The organism is Pseudomonas sp. FP2300, assembly GCF_030687595.1.
Taxonomy (GTDB): domain Bacteria; phylum Pseudomonadota; class Gammaproteobacteria; order Pseudomonadales; family Pseudomonadaceae; genus Aquipseudomonas; species Aquipseudomonas bijieensis.
On sequence record NZ_CP117440.1, the window covers coordinates 3,452,304 to 3,471,299 of the forward strand.

Consider the following 18,996-nt stretch of genomic DNA (forward strand, 5'->3'; position numbering starts at 1 on the left):
GCAATGTTTGTTCAAACGTCATCTCGGGATGCCCGGGCGCGGCGTGCACTATTGACGAAGTCGCGGCCGGGGCTGGTATCAAGCTATCTCCGCAAATTGAGCGGTGCTTGGTTGAGGAGGACATTCGCTTGGTTGAGCGGGACGCGGGTGCCCGTGTTTTTTTAGCCACACCGCGGTAACCGTCGGCTGCCAGAGCGAGCCTCGGCAGCATGGGGGACACCCCATGGATGCGCCCCCATTGGTGTGGCTCAGGTTTTGACGAGCGTGTCAGTTTTCGGATTCAGGCGTGGTCTGTTTCTGCGAGGACTTCCCGGGTTTCGGCCAGAAAACCCCAACGCTCTTCATGCCTTTGGCTGGGTCCATTTCCGGGTGCGCGAGTACGACGTCCCGATAGGAGGGGCTCCCGATCACCGCCGGTTTGAACTTGATGAGGAAGTCATTGACCTCCTTGCGCAGATCCGGGGCCAGACCGTAGTCGTCGTAGCACGCCTCGAGACAATCGAGCACGGCTTGCCAATGCACCTCGGTCAGACCCATTCCGCGATGCGCGGTGACCATGTCTCTGCCCCTGTATTTGGCGCTTCCACCCCAGTGCTCGGAAAGGAAATCGACAAAATTGATGTGCTCCTTTTGGAACGTTGATTCCGACATATGGGCCCAGATGTGCCCGATGGCGGGGTGTCCCATTGTTTTTCTCAACACTGCGCCTGCGAACTGATAGATAGCGTCATAGCCACCAAGACGGGTATAGAGGGAGGGTTGTTTTTCCATGGAGGGTTGCTGGTCGGTCATTGCCTGGTTTCTCCGTTTCGAGTGAGGGTCATCTCATTAGCCAACTGTCGCGTTGGCACGGTTGCTACGGGATGTGAAGTCTTGCGACGGATCCAAGTCGAATTCGTCGTTGGGCACACGCTTGGTTGATAAGGACAACGGTTGGTGGAGGCGGGCGGATCTAGAAAACCCGCACGTAGCGCAGGTTCATGCGAAAGTCCTCCTTGGGGCCGTTCTCCACCGCAAGGTCGCGTCCCAGTTGCACTTGGATTTGGTCCTTGGCGGTGAAAAACTTTCTGGCCGTGACGCGGACGTTGGTGGTTTCCATCCTGTCGTCCTGGTTGACTCCATCGACCTGGTTTTCCCCGCCCCAACTGTGGCCGAAGCCGATAGCCAGCGCAGTTGTCTCGTCGGGCATGTAGCGCCCCATCAACTGAGCGCCGTAGGAAACGTCCTGCTCCCGACGGGCGGAGCTGGCGCCGAAGTCGTTGTTGTCTGCGTACCAGATGGCGTCACCTACGAGGTCGATGGCCCACTTGTCCGAGAAGTGCTTGACGTAAGCGGCCTGGAGATCAACCTTCCAACGGTTCTCGCCAAGGTTGAGGGCGTCGTCTTTGTCATAGTCGCCAGTAGGCACGTACAAGTAAGCAGTCGCACCGAGGGTGTCATTGGCATCGTTGAGCCGGTACTTGAGCGGCGCTGTAAGAATGAGGTCGCCGATGCCGCTGGCGTCGCCTAAACCAGAAGCATCACCACCGCCTGAGACATGACCGAAGGGCAACAGGAATTGCGGCTCGATGGTCAGCCGCTCGCTCAATTGGTAGACGTGCAGCAGACGCAGAATGCCGATATCGGAAGTCAGGTTGAAATCGGAACTGGTCTTGTGCCCCTGGGAGTAGGCGTTGTCCGTGGTGGCGTGCTGGTAGTAGACCACGCCAATGGTCGCCCCAACGGGGAGCGGCTCGTAATCGCCAGGATCCACCTCGAGAGCGTGGGAGGAAAGGCAGGGGAGGAGGGCTGCAAGCGACAGGTAGCGGAACTGTTTCATGATCGAAGATCCTTTTTTCGGGCAAAAAGAGCCCCGCAGGCGCCAATCAGGCGACGCGCAGGGCTAAAAGTGGAGTCAGCGATGGAATCAGGTGGGCGACACTTGCGCGTCGCGCATCATCCCGGTCTGCGGATGGCAGTTGATGTACTCGAACAGTTGCTGGCTACCGTCCGCTACCGAGACCTCGTGATACAGCCGCAGCTTCGAAAGGCCCCCGATCACGCGAAAGAACGTGGTGAAAATACGCAAGTGAGTGGGATGGGATTCTGCCCAGCGTTCCAGTTTGTCGAGTGATCGCCAGTGACCGATGTCATAGGCGATGTCGAGCAGATTGCCATCCAGGTCGACATTGCGTACGAAGCGATTGCTGTAGCAGCCCAACGCCTGGCCCTCGTCACGCAGGAAGTTCATGCCGTCTTGTAGAGGGGGGAGCATTTCGGTGAAGTACAGCGCGCGCTCTTCCTCGCCGGCTTCGACCCAGTCCTGTCCAGAACGGATCAGCGTCAGGTTGTCGTGGCCGCGTATCACGACCTTGCCGCCCTTGGCCGGGTCCCCGGAAATCACTTGTAGTTCGCCGGTCGGTTGCATCCAATCGGTCTGTGAGATGGCAAATCGGTCGCGTGCCGAACCCCAGTAGCCGTGCTCTTCGACCTCGCCACTAATGCCGTCCATGACCGCACCGACACCTGGCAAATCTTCCTTGAATGCATACAACGTCTCGAACTGATCGGCGCGCGGTGCGATGACCTCGCGGAAATACCCCAGTCCCTCGCTCAGGCGTGCCTCGTCACCCCACCAGTCGGCTACAGGCGCTGAAAGTAACCAACGGTGATAGGCGGCGGGATCACGCCAGTAGCCCACGGCGATGAAGTTTCCATAACCCTGATTGTCGAGGTGGTAGGTCAGGTCGTGATTCCCAGGGCCATCGGCGAGGGCAAAGCTGGCGTCAATGTAGCGCATGGCCTGCAGGGCGGCGGCGCGTTGTTCGTCGCGAAATTGCACCCCGAGGTAGGCCATCACAACTTGCTTCACGTTTTCGTCAGCTCGCCCAACAAACATCGGGAAGGGTGGCTTGTAATCGTCGTGAACACGACGGGACAAAGTCCGGGGACATTTGAGATGTTTATCGATTGCAGATTCCATGGGGGCTCCTTTATTTCCGTCTCAAACGGACGGTTTTCTGTTCTACATCCCAGTGGATGTTGGTGTTTTGCGGTGGGTACCACTCCATCGGCGTTGCAGCACCAAGGTCCCGAGCTGTAGCAGGTAAGTGGCAAACTCTTCGGGTGCCATGTCCCATCGCTGTAAAAACCAGGATGAATCGGACAGTCGCTGCTGTTCTCGTGGATGCATGAGACACCTCATCATTCGTGCTTGTAGGGACACGGCGTGGAGTAAAAATTATCCAGGGGAGATGAAACGTGCTTGGCTCGAATGGACAACCGTTTGGTTAAGAAGGACAGGTAGAAAAGGCCGGCATATCAGCGCGCAGCAATGGTGCGGGGCTTGTGAAATAAGGGGACGAGCGCCCCGAGAGGTGGCATGGGGAGTGTTGGAGGGATCTACCTATGTAACTCCAGCCGAGTTCGCAGGTGGCTATCTTCCACGGTGTCTGGCAGCGGGAATCAGGCTATGGAGATGGCCTGCTAATTGCTTGGCTCGCAAAAAACGTTACCACGCTTTTTTGTTGAACCGCCGCCGCGAGGTGAATGCAATGAGTCAGCCATGTCAGTATTCAACCCTTGCCGTTACGGCACCCCTGCGGTTCGATTACTGGAAGGAAGTGGTTTGTCACCACTGCCTGGACGCAGACAGCAAACTGCTGGCGCAGAGCGATTTTGACGGGGCGCTGGAGGTACATAGCATGGGCGTATTGGACATCTGCACGTTGTCCGCACCCTTGCACTATTGGGAGCGGTCCGCCCAGCACTTACGCAGTGATCCTAACGACGATTTGTGGTTGGGCTTTACCAGGAGCGGTTATGGCGAACTGGAGCAAGCTGACCGACGGACGAAGCTGACGGCGGACGATCTGTTTCTTTATGACGCATCCCAGCCGTTCAGATTCAGCTTCGGTGGTACGGACAATCACCTTGTCCGCATTCCGCGACAACTGCTCAGCCAGCGGTTGCCCGGCATAGCAGATTGCACCGCTGTGGTTCTGGATGATCGTCGTCCAGGGGTGATTCCGTTACGCGAGATGCTACGCCAGGCTGCGAGTATGCCATTAGGCTTCCAGAGCACAGGAGTATCCAGTCGTTACTCCAGCACGTTGCTCGACCTTCTGGTGGTCAGCCTGGAACTCCAGGATTTAAAGCAGACTCATGACGAGTTGGACCTGTATGGTCGGATCATGAATTACATCCGCCAATATTTGACCGAGGCGGACCTGTCGCTCGAACGCATTGCTCAAGCTCACCATGTCTCCACGCGCACTGTTACGCGTGCTTTCGCTCGTCATCAGAAATCGCCGGTCGCGGAAATTTGGAAGGCGCGATTGCTCGCGAGCCGCGACGCGATTGAGCGTGGTCAAGTCCGCAGTATTTCTCAGGCGGCGCTGGATTTCGGTTTCTCCGACTTCTCTCATTTCAGCCACGCCTTTCGCAAGGCATTCGGCATTGCTCCCCACACTCTCCTGCGGCGAGAGTGAAAAGAATGCGGCGGCGGACTGAAAATCCCTATAACCTTCTGTTAGTAAAGAGTTTTAAATACGGGCGAGAGCCGTTACAGGCTATCTGGATCCCCGAAGAGGGCATTTTGACTTGGCTCTAGGCCGGTTTTTTCAGGTCGATAACTCAGTCAATCATTATTGTTTCGGGAAATATTTCTGCATAAAGCCGAGCGACGGTAGGTGTGAGGTTTTGCACTGAAGGAATCAGAAAGTTTGAGTGGGGTGCGAGTCGTTTTGCGTAGATGACCTCGTATACCCTACGCACGATTCCGGGCTCTGTTTCCTCTTGGTCGAAGCCAGGCATTATTCCTACGGCTTTGTAACCTGCATGCTCCAAAGCTTGCTGCATATACGGAGCGCTGGTTGTCGCCATGCCATAGATCAAGCCCGCTCCCATGAACCTTCCCATTTTTTCTCCGAGGTCTTGGGCAGCGACGGCCAGTTTGGTTTGTCTATGATATTTGGCTACCGCGCCCACTCGCCCGAAGATGACATCGGCGCCGTCAATTTTTTCCCACGTTGCTATAGCGACGATCTCATGGTTCTGGCGAACCACGATAGCGAATATTCCCCGCTCCAAATCGTCTTCGAGCACCACGTTGTCTTCATAAAATTGCTGGTTCAGAAAAAGGCTCCCTAACCCCACCGTAATGGAGGGAAACCACGTCTGGAAAAAAATTATTGCTACATCGATCTCCTTGCGTTTCAGGTAATCCCATGTGTAGCCAGAGGGTAAAACAGTGAAACTGCGAATTTGATCGATCGTTGGCCATTTCATGCGGTTTTGCTCGTCTTGGTTGTCTAATTGCCTTGCAGGAGTCGGTCGAAGGAAGGGGCTTATTCAGTCGCTTCTCTTATCGAGCTGTCTGCGATTTATCAGCGATTCCCGGGCGTCTAGTTGGGGGGGACGGAGAGCCTGACCAGGCGCTCTACGCGGGATCGGGCATGCTCAACGATTTTTCCAGCCACTGCGCGACTACCTTGAAAGCCGAATCTGAATTGCGTTCATAGATCAATCCGTGGCCGTTGCCGTGGATGCCCAGTGCCGGTAGATCCAGGTGTTGAATGTTGGCACCCGCATTTCGCAGGAAAGGGACGATGCTGGATGCGTAAGAAGCAAACGCTGATGTCTCACCTGTCAACAGCGCTACCGGAACACCCTGCAATCCGGGGATTTTCAGGGTTGATGGTTCTGCTGTGCGGACTTGCTCCGGCGTTTTGCGAGGTGGATCAAAGGTCAGAGGGGCGGCGGTCAGGCCCCAGTCGAGGCAGCCTATTCCCGGCGTGTGGCCAAATACCGGCCCCATAGGTTCCACCGCCACAATACCTGCGACCAGGTCGGGTCGACGATCGGCGACCAACCAGCCACTGGGCCCGGAAGCGGAATGTGTAACGATGATGGCCTTGCCGATTCTGTCGAGCAGTTCGGCCAGTCGATCCGCGTCCAGGGTCTGCGAGGCCGCAAGGTCAGCCGGCATGGGGCCGTAAGCTGCTATGAAGGCGTCAAACGCCGCTTCGTCATCTGGCTCAAACGGCCATTGCGTTTCTCCACCTCCCTCTGGAAAGTAGACTTCGCGGGCGCGCTCATAGGAGAACGCTGGCCCCACCGGCCCCATGATGTCGGGGTGATACGGCGATCGCCCGTGGCCGGGCCTGTCGACGCGAAAGACTACGAAGCCTGCTTCGACGAACCGCTGGGCCCAGCCCGGACGACCATCGGGTGTATCCAGCCATTCAGTGCCTTGCAGCGTGCCACCGTGCACCAGCACCACGGGATAGGGCTGAGTGATGTGCTCAGGGGATTCCCAGGCTACGTACATCGGCCCCTTTTGGTAGCTTTTACCGTTATGGGTAACGCGGGCTCCGGTCACCCAGAAGTTGCCACGGCGCGAGCGTTTTATCGGTGCGGTTCGCCAGGGTTGCTGGGCGTGATCGGTTGATCGGATAACTGTCTGCGTAGCGAAAACCGACCAGTCCTTGAGCCCGTATCCCCGGGTTACTGCCGACGTCATTTTCGATCGCGCGGCATCGGCTGCAGGCAATTCCAGGCTCTTGAGACGTGCCGCATCAATAGCCAGATTTATATCCTTGAGGCCAAGAGACAGTTTGAAACCCGGTTCAAAACGTTCGTTCACGATGTTCTGCCCATAGCGCTGATAAGTAGAGCAGGCGAACAGTGTCTGGGTCATGAGGGCGACGAAAATCGAGGGGCTCAGACCATGGCGTTGAACGAGTTCGGTTGCTTCGCCCAGCGACTGGATGGCTTGAGTGATCATCATGTTGCCGGCGATCTTCGCGATACACGCCTGTTCAGGTTGATCGCCCAGGTACCAGGTCTTTTTCCCGAGCAGGTCAAACAGCGGTTGGACCGTCGAGATCGCTCCCTGCGATCCGGCCGCCAGGATATTCAACTCGCCATTTGCCGCCACGGCAGGCACGCCGAAAACTGGCGCCGCGATCAATTCAATGCCGATTGCATCATGCACGCCCTGCAACTCCACCATGAGCGAAGGCGACAAGGTCGACATCACGATATGAACGCAAGCCCTGTCTGCTTTTTCCAGAGCTGCGCTGGATAGCAACACCTCCCTGACGGCGGCATCATCGGCAAGCATGTTGATGACGACCTCCTGCTGAAATGCCGAGGACGGGGATTCGAGAACGCTTACTCCTTCCAGATCCATAGCCGCAGCGTGACTACGGTTCCACGCCGATACGTGATGGCCGGCCCGGATGAGCAACGGAATGATCGCTCTGGCCATGCTTCCCACACCGATAAAGCCAATCTTCATTTGCAGTCCCCGGTTGGTGTTTCGACGAAGGTGTATGCGGAGAAGTATGTCGGGCCCGGGATTGCTACGGCAGTGCCATTGCTGCACTCTCACTGTTCATTTTTGTACGGGGTAAAGCATGGACTGGAGTGATGTGCGGGTCTTTCTCGCGATTGCCCGCAGCGGGTCGTTGGGCGCTGCCGCCAAGCAGTTGGGTGTTAGCCATCCGACCGTGGGGCGGCGCTTGCAGGTGCTTGAACAGTCCAGTGGCCAGCCCATTTTTCTTCGTACCACCCAAGGTCTTGTACTGACCGACAGCGGAGAAAAGCTGCTCAGCCTGGCGCAGGAAATGGAGCAAAGTGCGTTGGCAATCGAAAGGCGCCTTGCGGGGGACAGCGCACAGCCAGAGGGTGTGTTGCGCATTTCTTCCGCTGACTGGTTCGCCTGTTACGTGCTGGCCCCGGTCCTGAACGAACTGGGGCGACGTTATCCGCTGATCGTGCCCGAGGTCATCGCGGGGCATCGATTGTTTGACCTTGCTCGTCGCGACGCCGACATCGCGTTTCGGATCGTGCCTTTCACCGAACCCGATATCGTTCACCGCAAGCTGACTACCCTGAGCTATGGGTTATACGCAGCCGTCGGATCTCCTGACCCCGCACCACAGGGCGACGGGGTTGGTTTGATTACCATGAGTGTTGCCCAATCTCATTATCCCGATGTCCAGTGGCTGCAGCAGCGTTACCCTCTGGCCCGTACTGTGTTCACCAGTAGCAGCCGCACAGTCCAGGCGCAAATGTGCGCGCAAGGGCAGGGTGTCGCCGTATTGCCCCGCGTCCTGGGCGACCACTTAACGGCGCTGCGGCTGATTGATCCGCATGAACCGCCACCGGGTCGCGACATATGGATGGGTTATCACCAGGACATGCGGCGGATGGACAGCCTTCGCGCCCTTGCCGACCTTGCCTCGAGCATGATCGGCTCGCAGGAAGGCAGTTGACTCACTCTGCCGGGCGCATGGCTGCCGTTTGCAATTGCGCAGCAGGTTGGCGCGCCAGGGTAAGGCTGAATCCCGCGCCCAAGGCCAGGCATGCCGCGATGCAGAATATGGAAACGGTGAAGGCGTGGGTGATGGCCGCCGCGTCTGTATCCGTGCCCAGAAGGGTGTAGAAAATGCCGCCTATTATCGCCACGCTCAGTGACGTGCTGATTTGCAGGGTGGAACTGGCAATGCCCGCAATCATGCCGGAATACGCGGGCGCCACGCGTCCTGTGATCATGCGCATCAATGTCGGGAGGGCCAGTCCTTGTCCGAAACCGATCAGAAAAAGGATGACGGCGAGGGGCAGCGCAGGGGGCGTGACGGCCATCGGTGTGTGCGCCACGAGCCAGGCCAGGAGCACGAATCCCAACACTTCAAGTCCCATCCCGACCGGATTGACGTATGCCCCCAGAAAACGCCTGAATTGAGGGGTGGAGAGTGGTCCCAGCAAAAATCCCGCGCCGAAAGGAAGGAAGACGAGGCCTGCATTGAGTGGGCTCGTATGCAGCGCTCCCTGTAAATAAATGGAAAACAGCAAGAAAAACACGCCGATCGCGTAAAAGGTCAGGGCGACGAGCAGTGCCCGGCCCAGCCCAGGCGTGCGCAGTACGGCGGGATTGAGCAACGGTGCGCCTTGCGCTTGGTGCAAACGGGCTTCGTAGTGCCAGAACAGCCAGGCCAGCAGCGGCACCGCCGCAAGCGACAGCCAGGCCCACAAAGGCCAGCCCGCCTCACGCCCTTCGATCAATGGAACGATCAGAGCCCCAAGCGTCACCATGGACAGTACCGTTCCGCCCAGATCCAGCTTGCTTGTATGTTGTGCGCGGGTTTCCCTGACCACGGGAATTGCGATCAGGATGACCAGCAACGCAATCGGCAAATTAACCAGAAATATCGCCCGCCACCCCAAGCCCATCAGGTTGAGCGATATCAATATCCCGCCAAGTGCCTGGCCGACTACCGACGCCAGTCCAAAGACCGCGCCATAGAGACTCAGCGCCAAGGGCTTTTCGGACTCGGGAAATATAGCCTGCGCCGAAGCGAGTGCCTGGGGCGCCATGACGGCTGCCGTCACGCCTTGCAGCGAACGTCCGGCGATCAACACCCAAGGTGACTCGGCGACGCCGCAGATCAGTGAGGCAACTGCGAAACCAACCAGGCCAAGGAAAAACATTCTCATGCGACCGTAGATGTCACCAAGCCGTCCGCCGGTAATCAGTGTCACGGCATAAAGCGTCGCATACGAGGAGATGATCAACTGTTCGGCGGATGAGGCCGTGCCCAGCGATTGCTGAATCGAGGGCAGCGCCACGTTCACGATGAAAAAATCCAGAGGCGGTAAAAACGCACCGACCAATAAGATGGCGAACATCAGCCAGCGCCGCGGTTCTGGTGGGGCGACTTTTTTCTGAGGCATAAGGTCTCCTGTCTGAAACCATTCGGTTCCAGAATATTCTCGATTGCGGGTCATGCTCTGAATCAGCTGGCTCCAATCTAAACGATCAAACCTTCGCTTACGCCTCACATAATTGAACGGCCAATGTTCATTTATGGCAGTGCCGCTCAGCTCCTGACTCCTCTCAAAATGGCCGCACTGTGGTTTCAGTCGATCCACACAACCGAGACTGAGGAGTCAGATATGTCAGGTAAATTCGCTAATCAGGTTGCGGTCGTCACCGGCGCATCCACCGGGATCGGGTTTGCGATTGCGCAGGGCTTGATTGCCGAGGGGGCCAGACGTGTTTACATCACTGGGCGTTCTGCAGCCACGCTGGAAGCGGCGGTGGCCAAGCTGGGCGATAGAGCGATCGCGGTCACTTCCGATGTCGCGCGCCAGGCTGATCTGGATAAGCTCAAGGCGACGATCGAGGCCCGCAACGATCAGTTGGACTCAGTGTTTGCCAACGCGGGTATTTGCGAAAAAAATCCGCTGGGCGAGACCACCGAGGCGGCTTACTTCAACATGTTCGACATTAACGTGAAGGGCGTCTTTTTTACTGTGCAGACGTTGATGCCTTTGTTGAAAAATGGCGCTTCGATCGTGCTGACGGCTTCTATCTGCTCCAGCAATGGGATGGAAGGACTGAGCCTCTACAACGCATCCAAGGCTGCGGTGCGGTCTTTCGCAAGAACTTGGGCCAACGAACTGAAAGGTCGCAAGATTCGAGCGAATGTCCTGAGCCCTGGCTTCACCCGCACCCCTCTGATGGATAACGGCTTGAAGATGAGCGAAAGCGACATTGCCGCGCTGCGCCAGCATGTCGAGCAGATCACTCCGCTGGGGTATATGGCCCAACCTGAAGAAATCGCCTCGTCGGCACTGTTCCTTGCATCCGCCGATGCGAAATATGTCAACGGTGTGGAACTGATGGTCGACGGCGGCCTGTCGCAGATCTGAACACTCGCTCAACCGTAGCGCAGCCCTCTCAGAGGGTTGCTTTCAGCGCTTTTGCGAAGCCTCAGCAGGAAACCTCATCATGAACATTGAAGAACTGACCACCCGATTGGACGCCCTGGAAAGTCGCGCCGCCATCGAGTCGCTGATCAGCGCCTACGCCAATGCCTTCGACCGCGTCGACGCGTCGCTCCTGAGCGCAATCTGGCACGAAGAATCGACACTGGATCTACCGGGTTTCGGCCAGGCCGGAAACCGTGACGAAATCCTGGTTATGGCGCAAAACAGCTGGCGCCAGATGCCACATATGCACCACTGGATGGCCAATCCGCTGATCCAAATCGAGGGTGACAGCGCGGTAGGTACGGTAGCTGCGGATTGCCTGTTCCATGACATTGAAAAAGGCCCGGTGCAAGTCAGCGGGTTGTACCACGACAGGTTTGAACGTCGGGACGGAAAATGGGCGTTCTTGTCACGTCGTTTTGAACTGCATTTCCTGACACCGTTGAAAGATTGGGTACCCATATCGGGTGATGAAAAGTACGCAGTGGAGCAACATCAGAGCCGGAGCACGCTTTCAAAGGGATAACGTGCTTGCATGATGTTCAGTGAAGGCGCGAACGACAAACGCTGCCCGCTGATGTCGTTCAAGCTGCAGGGAATGACAGCGAAAAACGGATAGTTCCGGGTTTCGGCTGTTCGACACGCACGTGCCCCCCATGCAGTTGCATGATTGCCACGACGATGGCGAGGCCAAGGCCGTAAGAGTCGGAGTTTTGGTGGCGAGACGCATCGCCACGGTAAAAGCGGTCGAAGAGTTTGCCCAAGGTTTCGTCACTCAACACAGGCCCTTGGTTCTCCACCTCAATCCGGGCACCGCCGTGGGTTTCCATTACCCGCATCAGAATCTCGGTGCCTTCGTAGGCGTAGCGAATTGCGTTTGCCACCAGGTTGCTCAAGGCTCTGCGCAGCAGCAAGGGGTCGGCGAGCACGTTGCCATCGCCTGTTATCTGGAAGCTCATTTGCCGCTCTTCGGCCAAGCCTTCAAAATATTCGGCAATGCGCTGTGATTCGTCATGCAGCGATAGCTTTTGGCGCTCCACCACTGCTTGCGCTTCATCGGCGCGCGCAAGGAACAGAATGCTTTCGACGATGCGCGAGATCCGTTCGAGCTCTTCAAGGTTCGAAGCGATCAGTGCCTGATAGTCATCCTCGCTGCGGCGTTGGCGAAGGGCGACCTGGCAATGCCCCATCAGCGATCCCACCGGCGTGCGGATTTCATGGGCAAGGTCGGCGGAAAACTGCGTCAACCGCTGATAACCCTGGGCAAGGCGATCGAGCATCGCGTTATAGGCGTCACTCAGCTGTTGCAGTTCAACCGGCGTATCGGCGCTGTCCATGCGGCTGTGCAGACGCTCGGGCGTTATGGCTGCCGCATGGGCGGCCATTTTGCGCAACGGGCGCAGCCCTCGACGCAGTACCAGGTAACCCAGCAACGCGGTTGCCAGAAAGGCCAGGGCAACGGCCAGGTAGATACGCTCGCGATACGCCGCGAGCATAGCCATTTCCTTGCCCATGAGGTGCGCGGCGGTCAGTCGGACTTCACGTCCACCCGACGTCGTGACGACGGTCGCGGCGCGCAGCATTGTCCCCGAGTCAGTCACGCCGCTGCGCAGGTCACTGACGCTCAGCTTTGTATCCTGGCCGATCACCGGCAGTTCAGGCAGCGTGACGTTGAGTGGGTTGACCTGGATTACCGGTGGCTGCCCCGGCTCTTCAATGATGAAGATGTCGTCTTCGCTGTCGAGCATGTTCTTGAAAATCTGCGGGCTGTCGCGCAGCTTTTCGATGGCGAGCTCGTAATGCAGCAGCTTGCGAAAGTGCTCCAGACGGCCCATGACCGCATGATCGCTGTATACCAATACCGAGGCTTTCATCGTCTGATACAGATAAGCACCCGCACCGGCCACGGCCAGCATCGCTACCATGGAAAACGCCACGGTCGATCGCAGGGTCAGAGAGGGTTGGCGTCGGGACCGCATGGCCTCACCTCGCAGACATAGCCGATACCACGAATGGTATGGATCAGTTTGATCGAATACGGCTGGTCGACTTTGTTGCGCAGACGCTTGACCGCTACGTCCACCACGTTGGTATCGCTGTCGAAATTCATGTCCCAGACTTCCGAAGCGATCTGTGTCCTGGACAGCACATCGCCTGCCCGACGCAGAAACAGATGCAGCAGGGCGAATTCCTTGTTGGTCAGCACAATCACCTGCTGTTGGCGTGTAACGCGGCGCCGCACCAGGTCCAGCTCCAGGTCGGCGAGGTGGAAATGGTCGGCTTCGCGCACTACACCGCGACGCAAAATGGTGCGGATGCGTAACAGCAGTTCGGTAAACGAAAAAGGTTTGACCAGGTAATCATCGGCGCCCAGTTCCAGACCGCGAATGCGGTCATGCAACTGGTCGCGAGCGGTGAGGAACAGCACGGGGACGTCTTGTCTGGCGCGCAAGAGCTCAATGATCTGAAACCCGTCAATCCCGGGCAACATGACGTCCAGCACGATCAGGTCGTAGCGCGTATGCAAGGCCATGTGCAGGCCGTCGGCACCATGCTGGGTCCAGTCGACGTTGTAACCGGACTCGCCGAGCCCCTTTTTGAGGTACTCACCTGTTTTGGTGTCATCTTCGATCAGCAGGATATGCATCGTGAGGCGCGCTCGGGTCTCTTCATGACGGGATTCAGCCCGCGACATCGGTATCTCGGCTGTGCAGTGTAACGAGATGAGCCGGCGCAGTCGGTTACATTTCTGTCATTCAAGGGCAGGGTTGGCGAATGACAAAAATGTCATTCGGCGGTCATCGTGACGTCCCGGTCTGCGGTCGAGGATGGCGGCACATCAACCCATGAGGAATCGTCGCCATGCAACTCAAACACGCCCTGTCTACCACATTCGGTTTGTTGATGCTCAGTGCTGCCGTCATTGCCACCGCGGCCGACATGCCGGTCATCAAACCGTTGCGCGGTACGGTGGAGAGCGTCAGCAACAACACGCTGACATTCACTGTCCGCTCCGGCGCCCAGCAGACGATCGGACTGACAGACAAGACCGGTATCAACCGGGTATCGAAGGCCAATATCGACTCGATCAAATCCGACAGCTTCATTGGCTCGGCGGCCATCCCGCAGGCAAACGGAACATTGAAGGCGCTGGAGGTCACGGTATTCGACGCCAGCCTCAAGGGCAGCGGCGAAGGTCATTACGGCTGGCAGAATGCGGATGGCAGCACAGGCACCATGACCAACGGTACCGTGGGGAAACTGTCCAAAGCTGACGGCCGCACATTGACCGTCAACTACAAGGGCGGCGAGAAACAAATCGTCGTACCGGATGATGTGCCAATCGCCTACGTCGAGCCAGGCAAAGCCGATGAACTGGTCAAAGGTACGAAAATTGTCGTGTTCCCGGCCGCAGATGGAACCACCGCGCGCGGCATCGCGGTTGGCAAGGATGGCTTCCAACCACCGATGTAATTACCTGAAAAGGCAGGGGCGCTGTCGTCTGGCAACGCTCCGCTACATGGATGGCTTCCAAGGGGAAACACGTGAGACAGAAAAAGCTTCATCCCTGGCCGGTTCGCCTTACCCACTGGCTCAACGCCGTTTGCATGGTCTGCATGTTCATGAGCGGTTGGGCCATTTACAACGCCTCGCCGCTGTTCGGCTTCAGGTTTCCGGCAGCGGTGACCGTGGGCGGTTGGTTGGGCGGGGCGCTGGCCTGGCATTTCGCATTCATGTGGCTGCTGCTGATCAACGGCTCAATTTATCTGCTGTACGGGTTCGCCAGTCGGCATTTCAAACGTGAGTTGCTGCCCATCGGGCTAGCCGCGTTGAAGCATGATTTGACGGACGCTTTGCGCTTACGGCTGGTGCATGAAAAGGGCGTCTATAACGCGGTGCAGCGCCTGATGTACTGGATGGTGCTGGCGGCAGGCGCACTCGTCGTGATCTCGGGCGTGGCGATCTGGAAACCCATTCAACTGCAAGAGTTGGTCGCGCTGCTGGGCGGCTATGACGTTGCTCGTTATGTACATTTCGGGGCGATGGCGATGATTGCTGCATTCGTCGTGATTCATCTGGCCTTGGTGATTTTGGTACCGAAAACCCTGCTGCCAATGATTACGGGTGGAGTGCGGTCTCTTGATACCGGGAAAAATGGCCATGACTGAACCCAGAAAAAAAACTCTTCAGCGCGTCAGGCTTGAACCTGTGCAACAGCTTGAACTTGAGAACATTCAGCGCCGCCATTTTCTTCGTGCCGGCTTGACCGTGGGCGCGATGTCGATGCTGACCGGTTGCAACCTGCAGGACGGCGATCAGGTCGACAAGGTCCTTTGGGCCATGTCGCGCTGGAACGATCGGGTCCAGGCCTGGCTGTTCAGCGGACGGAAACTGGCGCCAACCTTCACAAGGGCGCAGATCACCACGCCATTTCCGTTCAACGCATTCTATGGTCAGGACGACATCCCAGAGGTGGACTTGGCAAGTTACTCGCTCGCCGTCTCCGGCCGGATCAGGGACAAGGCCCCCTGGACACTCGAAAGCTTACGCAAACTGCCGCAACGTAGCGATATCACCCGTTTGATCTGTGTTGAAGGCTGGAGCGCCATCGGGCAATGGGGAGGAGTACCGCTCAAAACCTTCCTGGAACACATCGGGGCCGACACCACAGCGAAGTTTGTCGGTTTCAAATGTGCTGATCGTTATTACTCCAGTCTGGACATGCCAACTGCCTTGCACCCACAAACACTGCTGGCGCTGGATTACGCTGACGTCGCGTTGCCGCCCGAATACGGCTACCCGCTCAGGGTTCGAGTACCCACCAAGTTAGGCTTCAAAAACCCCAAGCATGTTGTCGAGATTTTCGTGAGCAACGACAACCCGGGCGGGTATTGGGAAGACCAGGGATACAACTGGTTCAGTGGGATCTGATGAGGCAAAAAACCTAAACAATAGACATTCGATGCAGAAACTGCTCCTGACGCTTACGGCCGAATCAGTTTTCTCTTGGATGCGCGTTAACTCCCCATCTCACCCGCGCTACTAGCCACTCTTGCCCCCATGGGGCAGGCAGGTCGGGTAGCGCCGTTCCGTCCTGGTAGTGCATAGCAACGCCAGGAGCATCGGAGTGAGTGATGACATCAGCTCTGGTATGAGGTGCTCTTATGACCGGTATTTCTGCGATACCGCCAGCTCCAACCGTGTTGCCTACTTCAGAAAGCAAAATGCGAGTTCCTACCGATGGAGCCGATTTCCGCTCCCACTTGCAGGCTCAGTCCAGGTCACATGTGCAGCAGCCGGATACAACAAGCGCACAGGTGTTATCTGACTCGACCATGAACGTGTCACGCCGACCGGAGATGGAGGCAATGCTTCAAATGTTGGCATGGCGCAAGCGTACGCAGAGCGCTCCGAGCAAACCAGGTCGCACAGTGCCAGGTACGCGAGCCGGTAGCCTGGATACTACGGGCTTCAACTTCCCCGTTCGAGGCGTTTTGGCTACCAGTGGAGTTATCCAACAGAGTTGCCTAAATGAGGAGGGTAGGCCGCTCTACTTGAAGTCTTTTGATGACCGGGCCGTGTGTACTTCTGGTGGCGAAGAAAGCGAACTCTCCTCTGACGTTATCTGCGGAGGGGGGCTGAATGCATTCGCAATTGCAGTGGCTCTGTCCGCGATAACCCTCACCTGGATACCGATTGAGATTGTTCGAGCGCCACTACGATCGCCCAATATTCGGATTTTGCGCCGTCGCAAGCCCTCTTCAGCCGAGAGCCATCTTTTCGACCAGTCAGATTCAGAGGAAGGGGGGAAACAGACGGCTCTCGATAGCTCTTTCGCCACAGGCTAGGATTTCTACGGGGAATGCAGCTGCGGCGATTTCGGTGGGCCTTTGATTACCCTACCCATCGAAGGAAGCAGGAGGCTCGTTGAACCGTTCAGATTCCGCGTAAGCGTCCGCCTAATACCTGCCGGATTTGATTGATTAATGAGGCGTGACCCGAGTGGACGCCGCTCTGGCGCCTGGGTCAGCTTTCGTATCCGTTTATATTTTGGGCCCCACAACCATGACTGATCGTCAGATTATTGTTCCAGATAGCATGAGATTGCTCTACGAGCATGCTGGTTATGCACCAGCTGTAAAGGTAGGAAAAACTCTTTATTGCGCTGGTCAGGTAGGCCGGACGCCGGAATTATCAGTTATCGAAGACCCCGAGCAGCAGTTTTTGGCAGCATGGGACAATCTTCGGCTTGTCTTGAAAGCCGGTGGCTGCGAATTTGAAGATGTCGTCGAAATGACAACTTATCACGTCGATATGCACCGCCATATGCCCATTTTTAGACGCGTGAAAGATGAAGTCTTTCCCAGGGGCACTTGTGCATGGACATGCATAGGTGTCGGTGAACTGGCTCGCCCCGGCCTTCTCGTGGAGATCAAATGCGTCGCCGTAGAGCGATAATTTTTCTGATGGGCACCTGAATATACAAATCTTGGAATGATCAGGTGAACAGCCCGCTCGGCGAAACCTAGAGACTGTCAGGTCCCCGAAGAACATTTTGACTGGGCTCTATAACGGTAGTTTCAGGTCAAAAAAGTGCGTTGTGCCCCCATTTTTGCCCCCAGTCGCATGTGATGCACGAGCAATTGCGAGCGCGCGCCCTGGCAGTGATCCCGCGTGGGACTTGATGGCTTTCGGTGGCACAGCCCTTTTGAAATTGGCTGGTTCGCCCGTCATACAGAATGCCCGCTGGCTGCCAGTCCACCGGGTATCTACTGATGCATTTCCGTCACGGACATGGTGAACACCAACTTGGATCTGCCGGCGTTGGAATAGAAATGAGGTACATCGGTTTTGGCCACTGCCGAGCTCCCCGCAGGGATGACTAGCTCTGTTTCCCCTACCACGCATTTCAGCGTGCCTTTCTCCACATGAAACAGTTCAAGCGTGCCCTGAGGGTGCCCCGGTGAAGCGAAAGATTCGCCTGGATGCATTTCCCAGCGCCACAGCTCGATCATATTGGGGCCGGAAGTTCCCGCCAGAAGTCGCGCCGTTCCTCCCAGATCCCCGGTCCAGAGAGTGGGGATGTCTTGACTATCAATGATATGGGCAGATGGGGCTTCGGTCACATTAACGATGTCTGCAACGGACAGGCCCAGCGCGGCTGCGATTTTGCAAAGGATGCCGATACTGGGGTTCGCCGTACATTTTTCTATTTCGACGACCATTCCTTTGCTCACCCCTGAGCGGCGGGAAAGCTCATCCAACGTGATCTTCTGTGCTTTGCGCGCCTGTTTGAGCGTGCGCGCGACGGCCAGGCTGACGGCTTGAGCATCAGCACCAGGGGTAGTCGACAGGCTGGTATTCGTGGTCATTGATGAGGGTCATGAGAAAAAATGTGTGGGGATTCTCGGCCTTTACCAATCCGCCCGTCAATCTGCTCACGCGTTATAGTAGATGATATTGGTCATTATATTGACTTTATTGGTCGTCGCTGACTAGCATGAAATGACATTTGGATTCCTGGAGGTTTTTGATGCTGTCCGTACTGCCGTTGATCGATCAAGCCGTTGCAGAATTGGCCCCGGAGTTCAGGGCCCTGAGCATTGTGCTGGAAGCTGCGCCACTGGCCCATCCTGAGGTGGCTCAGGCTGCGCTGGACCGTGCTTGCAAGGTTGTGCAGGAGGGTGGGCCAAGCTGGGGAGACGCCCATTTGGCCGCATGGGCTGAGACATTCCGAAAGTTTGGGGCCAAGCCGCAGCGCACGCCGTGCTCAGCCGAGGCGCTGCGCAAACGAGTTTTACGTGACGGCAGCTTGCCTAGCCTGGATCCCATCGTCGATCTCTACAACGCAATTAGCATTGAGTACGCCATCCCGGTTGGCGGGGAAAACATTGGAGCCTATGCAGGCTTCCCACGGCTGGTAGTCGCCGATGGCACCGAGCCTTTTGACACCATGAAAGAGGGTGCTCCTGCTTTCGAGTATCCGGATGCCGGCGAGGTTGTCTGGCGCGATGACCAAGGCGTGACCTGTCGTCGTTGGAATTGGCGGCAAGGTGTCAGGACTCGTCTCGGTGCTGACGCGAAGAGCATGTGGTTCATTCTGGAGAGTCTGCCAGCGATGCCGCTTGAAGCTTTGACGGAAGCGGGGGACAAGCTGATCGAAGGGTTGCAGCAAATGATGCCCGGCGTCCAGGTCGAAAGCTCACTGATTGGTCCTGGGGCCAAATAGTCGAC

At 57.1% G+C, this 18,996-nt stretch carries 18 protein-coding genes; 9 read left to right on the top strand and 9 right to left on the bottom strand.

Annotated elements, in window-relative coordinates; genetic code table 11:
* Nucleotides 1–267: 267 nt before the first annotated feature.
* The 3 genes from PSH86_RS15410 to PSH86_RS15420 all read right to left on the bottom strand — a co-directional run bounded on the left by PSH86_RS15410 (nucleotide 268) and on the right by PSH86_RS15420 (nucleotide 2,962).
* Nucleotides 268–792, bottom strand: a complete 525-nt coding sequence (locus tag PSH86_RS15410; RefSeq protein WP_025569551.1) for a group 1 truncated hemoglobin — start codon at nucleotides 790–792, stop codon at nucleotides 268–270.
* Nucleotides 793–952: 160 nt separating this feature from the next.
* On the bottom strand, nucleotides 953–1,819 hold the full coding sequence (locus PSH86_RS15415) for a transporter (protein ID WP_025569553.1): 867 nt from the start codon (nucleotides 1,817–1,819) through the stop codon (nucleotides 953–955).
* A gap of 87 nt (nucleotides 1,820–1,906) precedes the next feature.
* Nucleotides 1,907–2,962, bottom strand: coding sequence for a phenylacetaldoxime dehydratase family protein (locus PSH86_RS15420; protein ID WP_025569555.1), 1,056 nt, complete (start codon nucleotides 2,960–2,962; stop codon nucleotides 1,907–1,909).
* Between the two features lie 571 nt (nucleotides 2,963–3,533).
* On the opposite strand from PSH86_RS15420, the gene PSH86_RS15425 reads away from it, so the two are divergent.
* Nucleotides 3,534–4,469, top strand: a complete 936-nt coding sequence (locus PSH86_RS15425) for a helix-turn-helix domain-containing protein (protein ID WP_305483664.1) — start codon at nucleotides 3,534–3,536, stop codon at nucleotides 4,467–4,469.
* A gap of 145 nt (nucleotides 4,470–4,614) precedes the next feature.
* Here the strand turns inward: PSH86_RS15425 and PSH86_RS15430 are convergent, their stop codons facing one another.
* Together PSH86_RS15430 and PSH86_RS15435 are read right to left on the bottom strand one after the other, a co-directional pair.
* Nucleotides 4,615–5,268: a hypothetical protein gene (locus tag PSH86_RS15430; RefSeq protein WP_025569559.1), complete on the bottom strand. Its 654-nt coding sequence runs from the start codon at nucleotides 5,266–5,268 to the stop codon at nucleotides 4,615–4,617.
* A gap of 151 nt (nucleotides 5,269–5,419) precedes the next feature.
* The gene (locus tag PSH86_RS15435) at nucleotides 5,420–7,282 is read right to left on the bottom strand and encodes an NAD(P)-binding domain-containing protein (RefSeq protein ID WP_305483665.1); all 1,863 of its coding nucleotides are present in this window, start codon (nucleotides 7,280–7,282) and stop codon (nucleotides 5,420–5,422) included.
* 118 nt (nucleotides 7,283–7,400) lie between these two features.
* Between PSH86_RS15435 and PSH86_RS15440 the strand changes: the two genes are divergently transcribed.
* The gene (locus tag PSH86_RS15440) at nucleotides 7,401–8,261 is read left to right on the top strand and encodes a LysR family transcriptional regulator (RefSeq protein ID WP_305483666.1); all 861 of its coding nucleotides are present in this window, start codon (nucleotides 7,401–7,403) and stop codon (nucleotides 8,259–8,261) included.
* 1 nt (nucleotide 8,262) lies between these two features.
* On the opposite strand, the gene PSH86_RS15445 is transcribed toward PSH86_RS15440, so the two are convergent.
* Complete coding sequence (locus PSH86_RS15445; protein WP_305483667.1) at nucleotides 8,263–9,720, bottom strand: MFS transporter; 1,458 nt, start codon at nucleotides 9,718–9,720, stop codon at nucleotides 8,263–8,265.
* A 222-nt stretch (nucleotides 9,721–9,942) separates the two neighbouring features.
* Between PSH86_RS15445 and PSH86_RS15450 the strand changes: the two genes are divergently transcribed.
* Nucleotides 9,943–10,701 (top strand): SDR family oxidoreductase, encoded by a 759-nt coding sequence (locus tag PSH86_RS15450; protein ID WP_109755474.1) that lies wholly within the window; start codon nucleotides 9,943–9,945, stop codon nucleotides 10,699–10,701.
* Nucleotides 10,702–10,780: 79 nt separating this feature from the next.
* A complete protein-coding gene (locus tag PSH86_RS15455) occupies nucleotides 10,781–11,287 on the top strand; it encodes a nuclear transport factor 2 family protein (RefSeq protein WP_305483668.1) in 507 nt (168 codons plus the stop codon).
* Between the two features lie 58 nt (nucleotides 11,288–11,345).
* Here the strand turns inward: PSH86_RS15455 and PSH86_RS15460 are convergent, their stop codons facing one another.
* Both PSH86_RS15460 and PSH86_RS15465 read right to left on the bottom strand, forming a co-directional pair.
* Nucleotides 11,346–12,740 carry a heavy metal sensor histidine kinase gene (locus tag PSH86_RS15460; RefSeq protein WP_109755452.1) on the bottom strand — a complete coding sequence of 465 codons (1,395 nt, stop codon included), beginning with the start codon at nucleotides 12,738–12,740 and terminating at the stop codon, nucleotides 11,346–11,348.
* The gene (locus PSH86_RS15465) at nucleotides 12,713–13,408 is read right to left on the bottom strand and encodes a heavy metal response regulator transcription factor (RefSeq protein WP_109755453.1); all 696 of its coding nucleotides are present in this window, start codon (nucleotides 13,406–13,408) and stop codon (nucleotides 12,713–12,715) included. The genes PSH86_RS15460 and PSH86_RS15465 overlap by 28 nt, the downstream gene beginning before the upstream one ends.
* A 215-nt stretch (nucleotides 13,409–13,623) precedes the next feature.
* Here PSH86_RS15465 and PSH86_RS15470 point away from each other — a divergent pair, with 215 nt between their 5' ends.
* From PSH86_RS15470 to PSH86_RS15485, 4 genes are all read left to right on the top strand, one after another.
* Nucleotides 13,624–14,235, top strand: a complete 612-nt coding sequence (locus PSH86_RS15470) for a hypothetical protein (protein WP_109755454.1) — start codon at nucleotides 13,624–13,626, stop codon at nucleotides 14,233–14,235.
* Between the two features lie 50 nt (nucleotides 14,236–14,285).
* On the top strand, nucleotides 14,286–14,930 hold the full coding sequence (locus PSH86_RS15475) for a cytochrome b/b6 domain-containing protein (RefSeq protein WP_370873677.1): 645 nt from the start codon (nucleotides 14,286–14,288) through the stop codon (nucleotides 14,928–14,930).
* On the top strand, nucleotides 14,923–15,693 hold the full coding sequence (locus tag PSH86_RS15480) for a molybdopterin-dependent oxidoreductase (protein WP_109755475.1): 771 nt from the start codon (nucleotides 14,923–14,925) through the stop codon (nucleotides 15,691–15,693). Before PSH86_RS15475 ends, PSH86_RS15480 begins: the two co-directional genes overlap by 8 nt.
* Before the next feature lie 1,134 nt (nucleotides 15,694–16,827).
* Nucleotides 16,828–17,220, top strand: a complete 393-nt coding sequence (locus tag PSH86_RS15485) for a RidA family protein (RefSeq protein WP_116834222.1) — start codon at nucleotides 16,828–16,830, stop codon at nucleotides 17,218–17,220.
* 311 nt (nucleotides 17,221–17,531) lie between these two features.
* On the opposite strand, the gene PSH86_RS15490 is transcribed toward PSH86_RS15485, so the two are convergent.
* Complete coding sequence (locus tag PSH86_RS15490; RefSeq protein ID WP_305483670.1) at nucleotides 17,532–18,134, bottom strand: helix-turn-helix domain-containing protein; 603 nt, start codon at nucleotides 18,132–18,134, stop codon at nucleotides 17,532–17,534.
* A 161-nt stretch (nucleotides 18,135–18,295) separates the two neighbouring features.
* Between PSH86_RS15490 and PSH86_RS15495 the strand changes: the two genes are divergently transcribed.
* On the top strand, nucleotides 18,296–18,991 hold the full coding sequence (locus PSH86_RS15495; protein ID WP_305483671.1) for a B3/4 domain-containing protein: 696 nt from the start codon (nucleotides 18,296–18,298) through the stop codon (nucleotides 18,989–18,991).
* Nucleotides 18,992–18,996 lie beyond the last annotated feature (5 nt).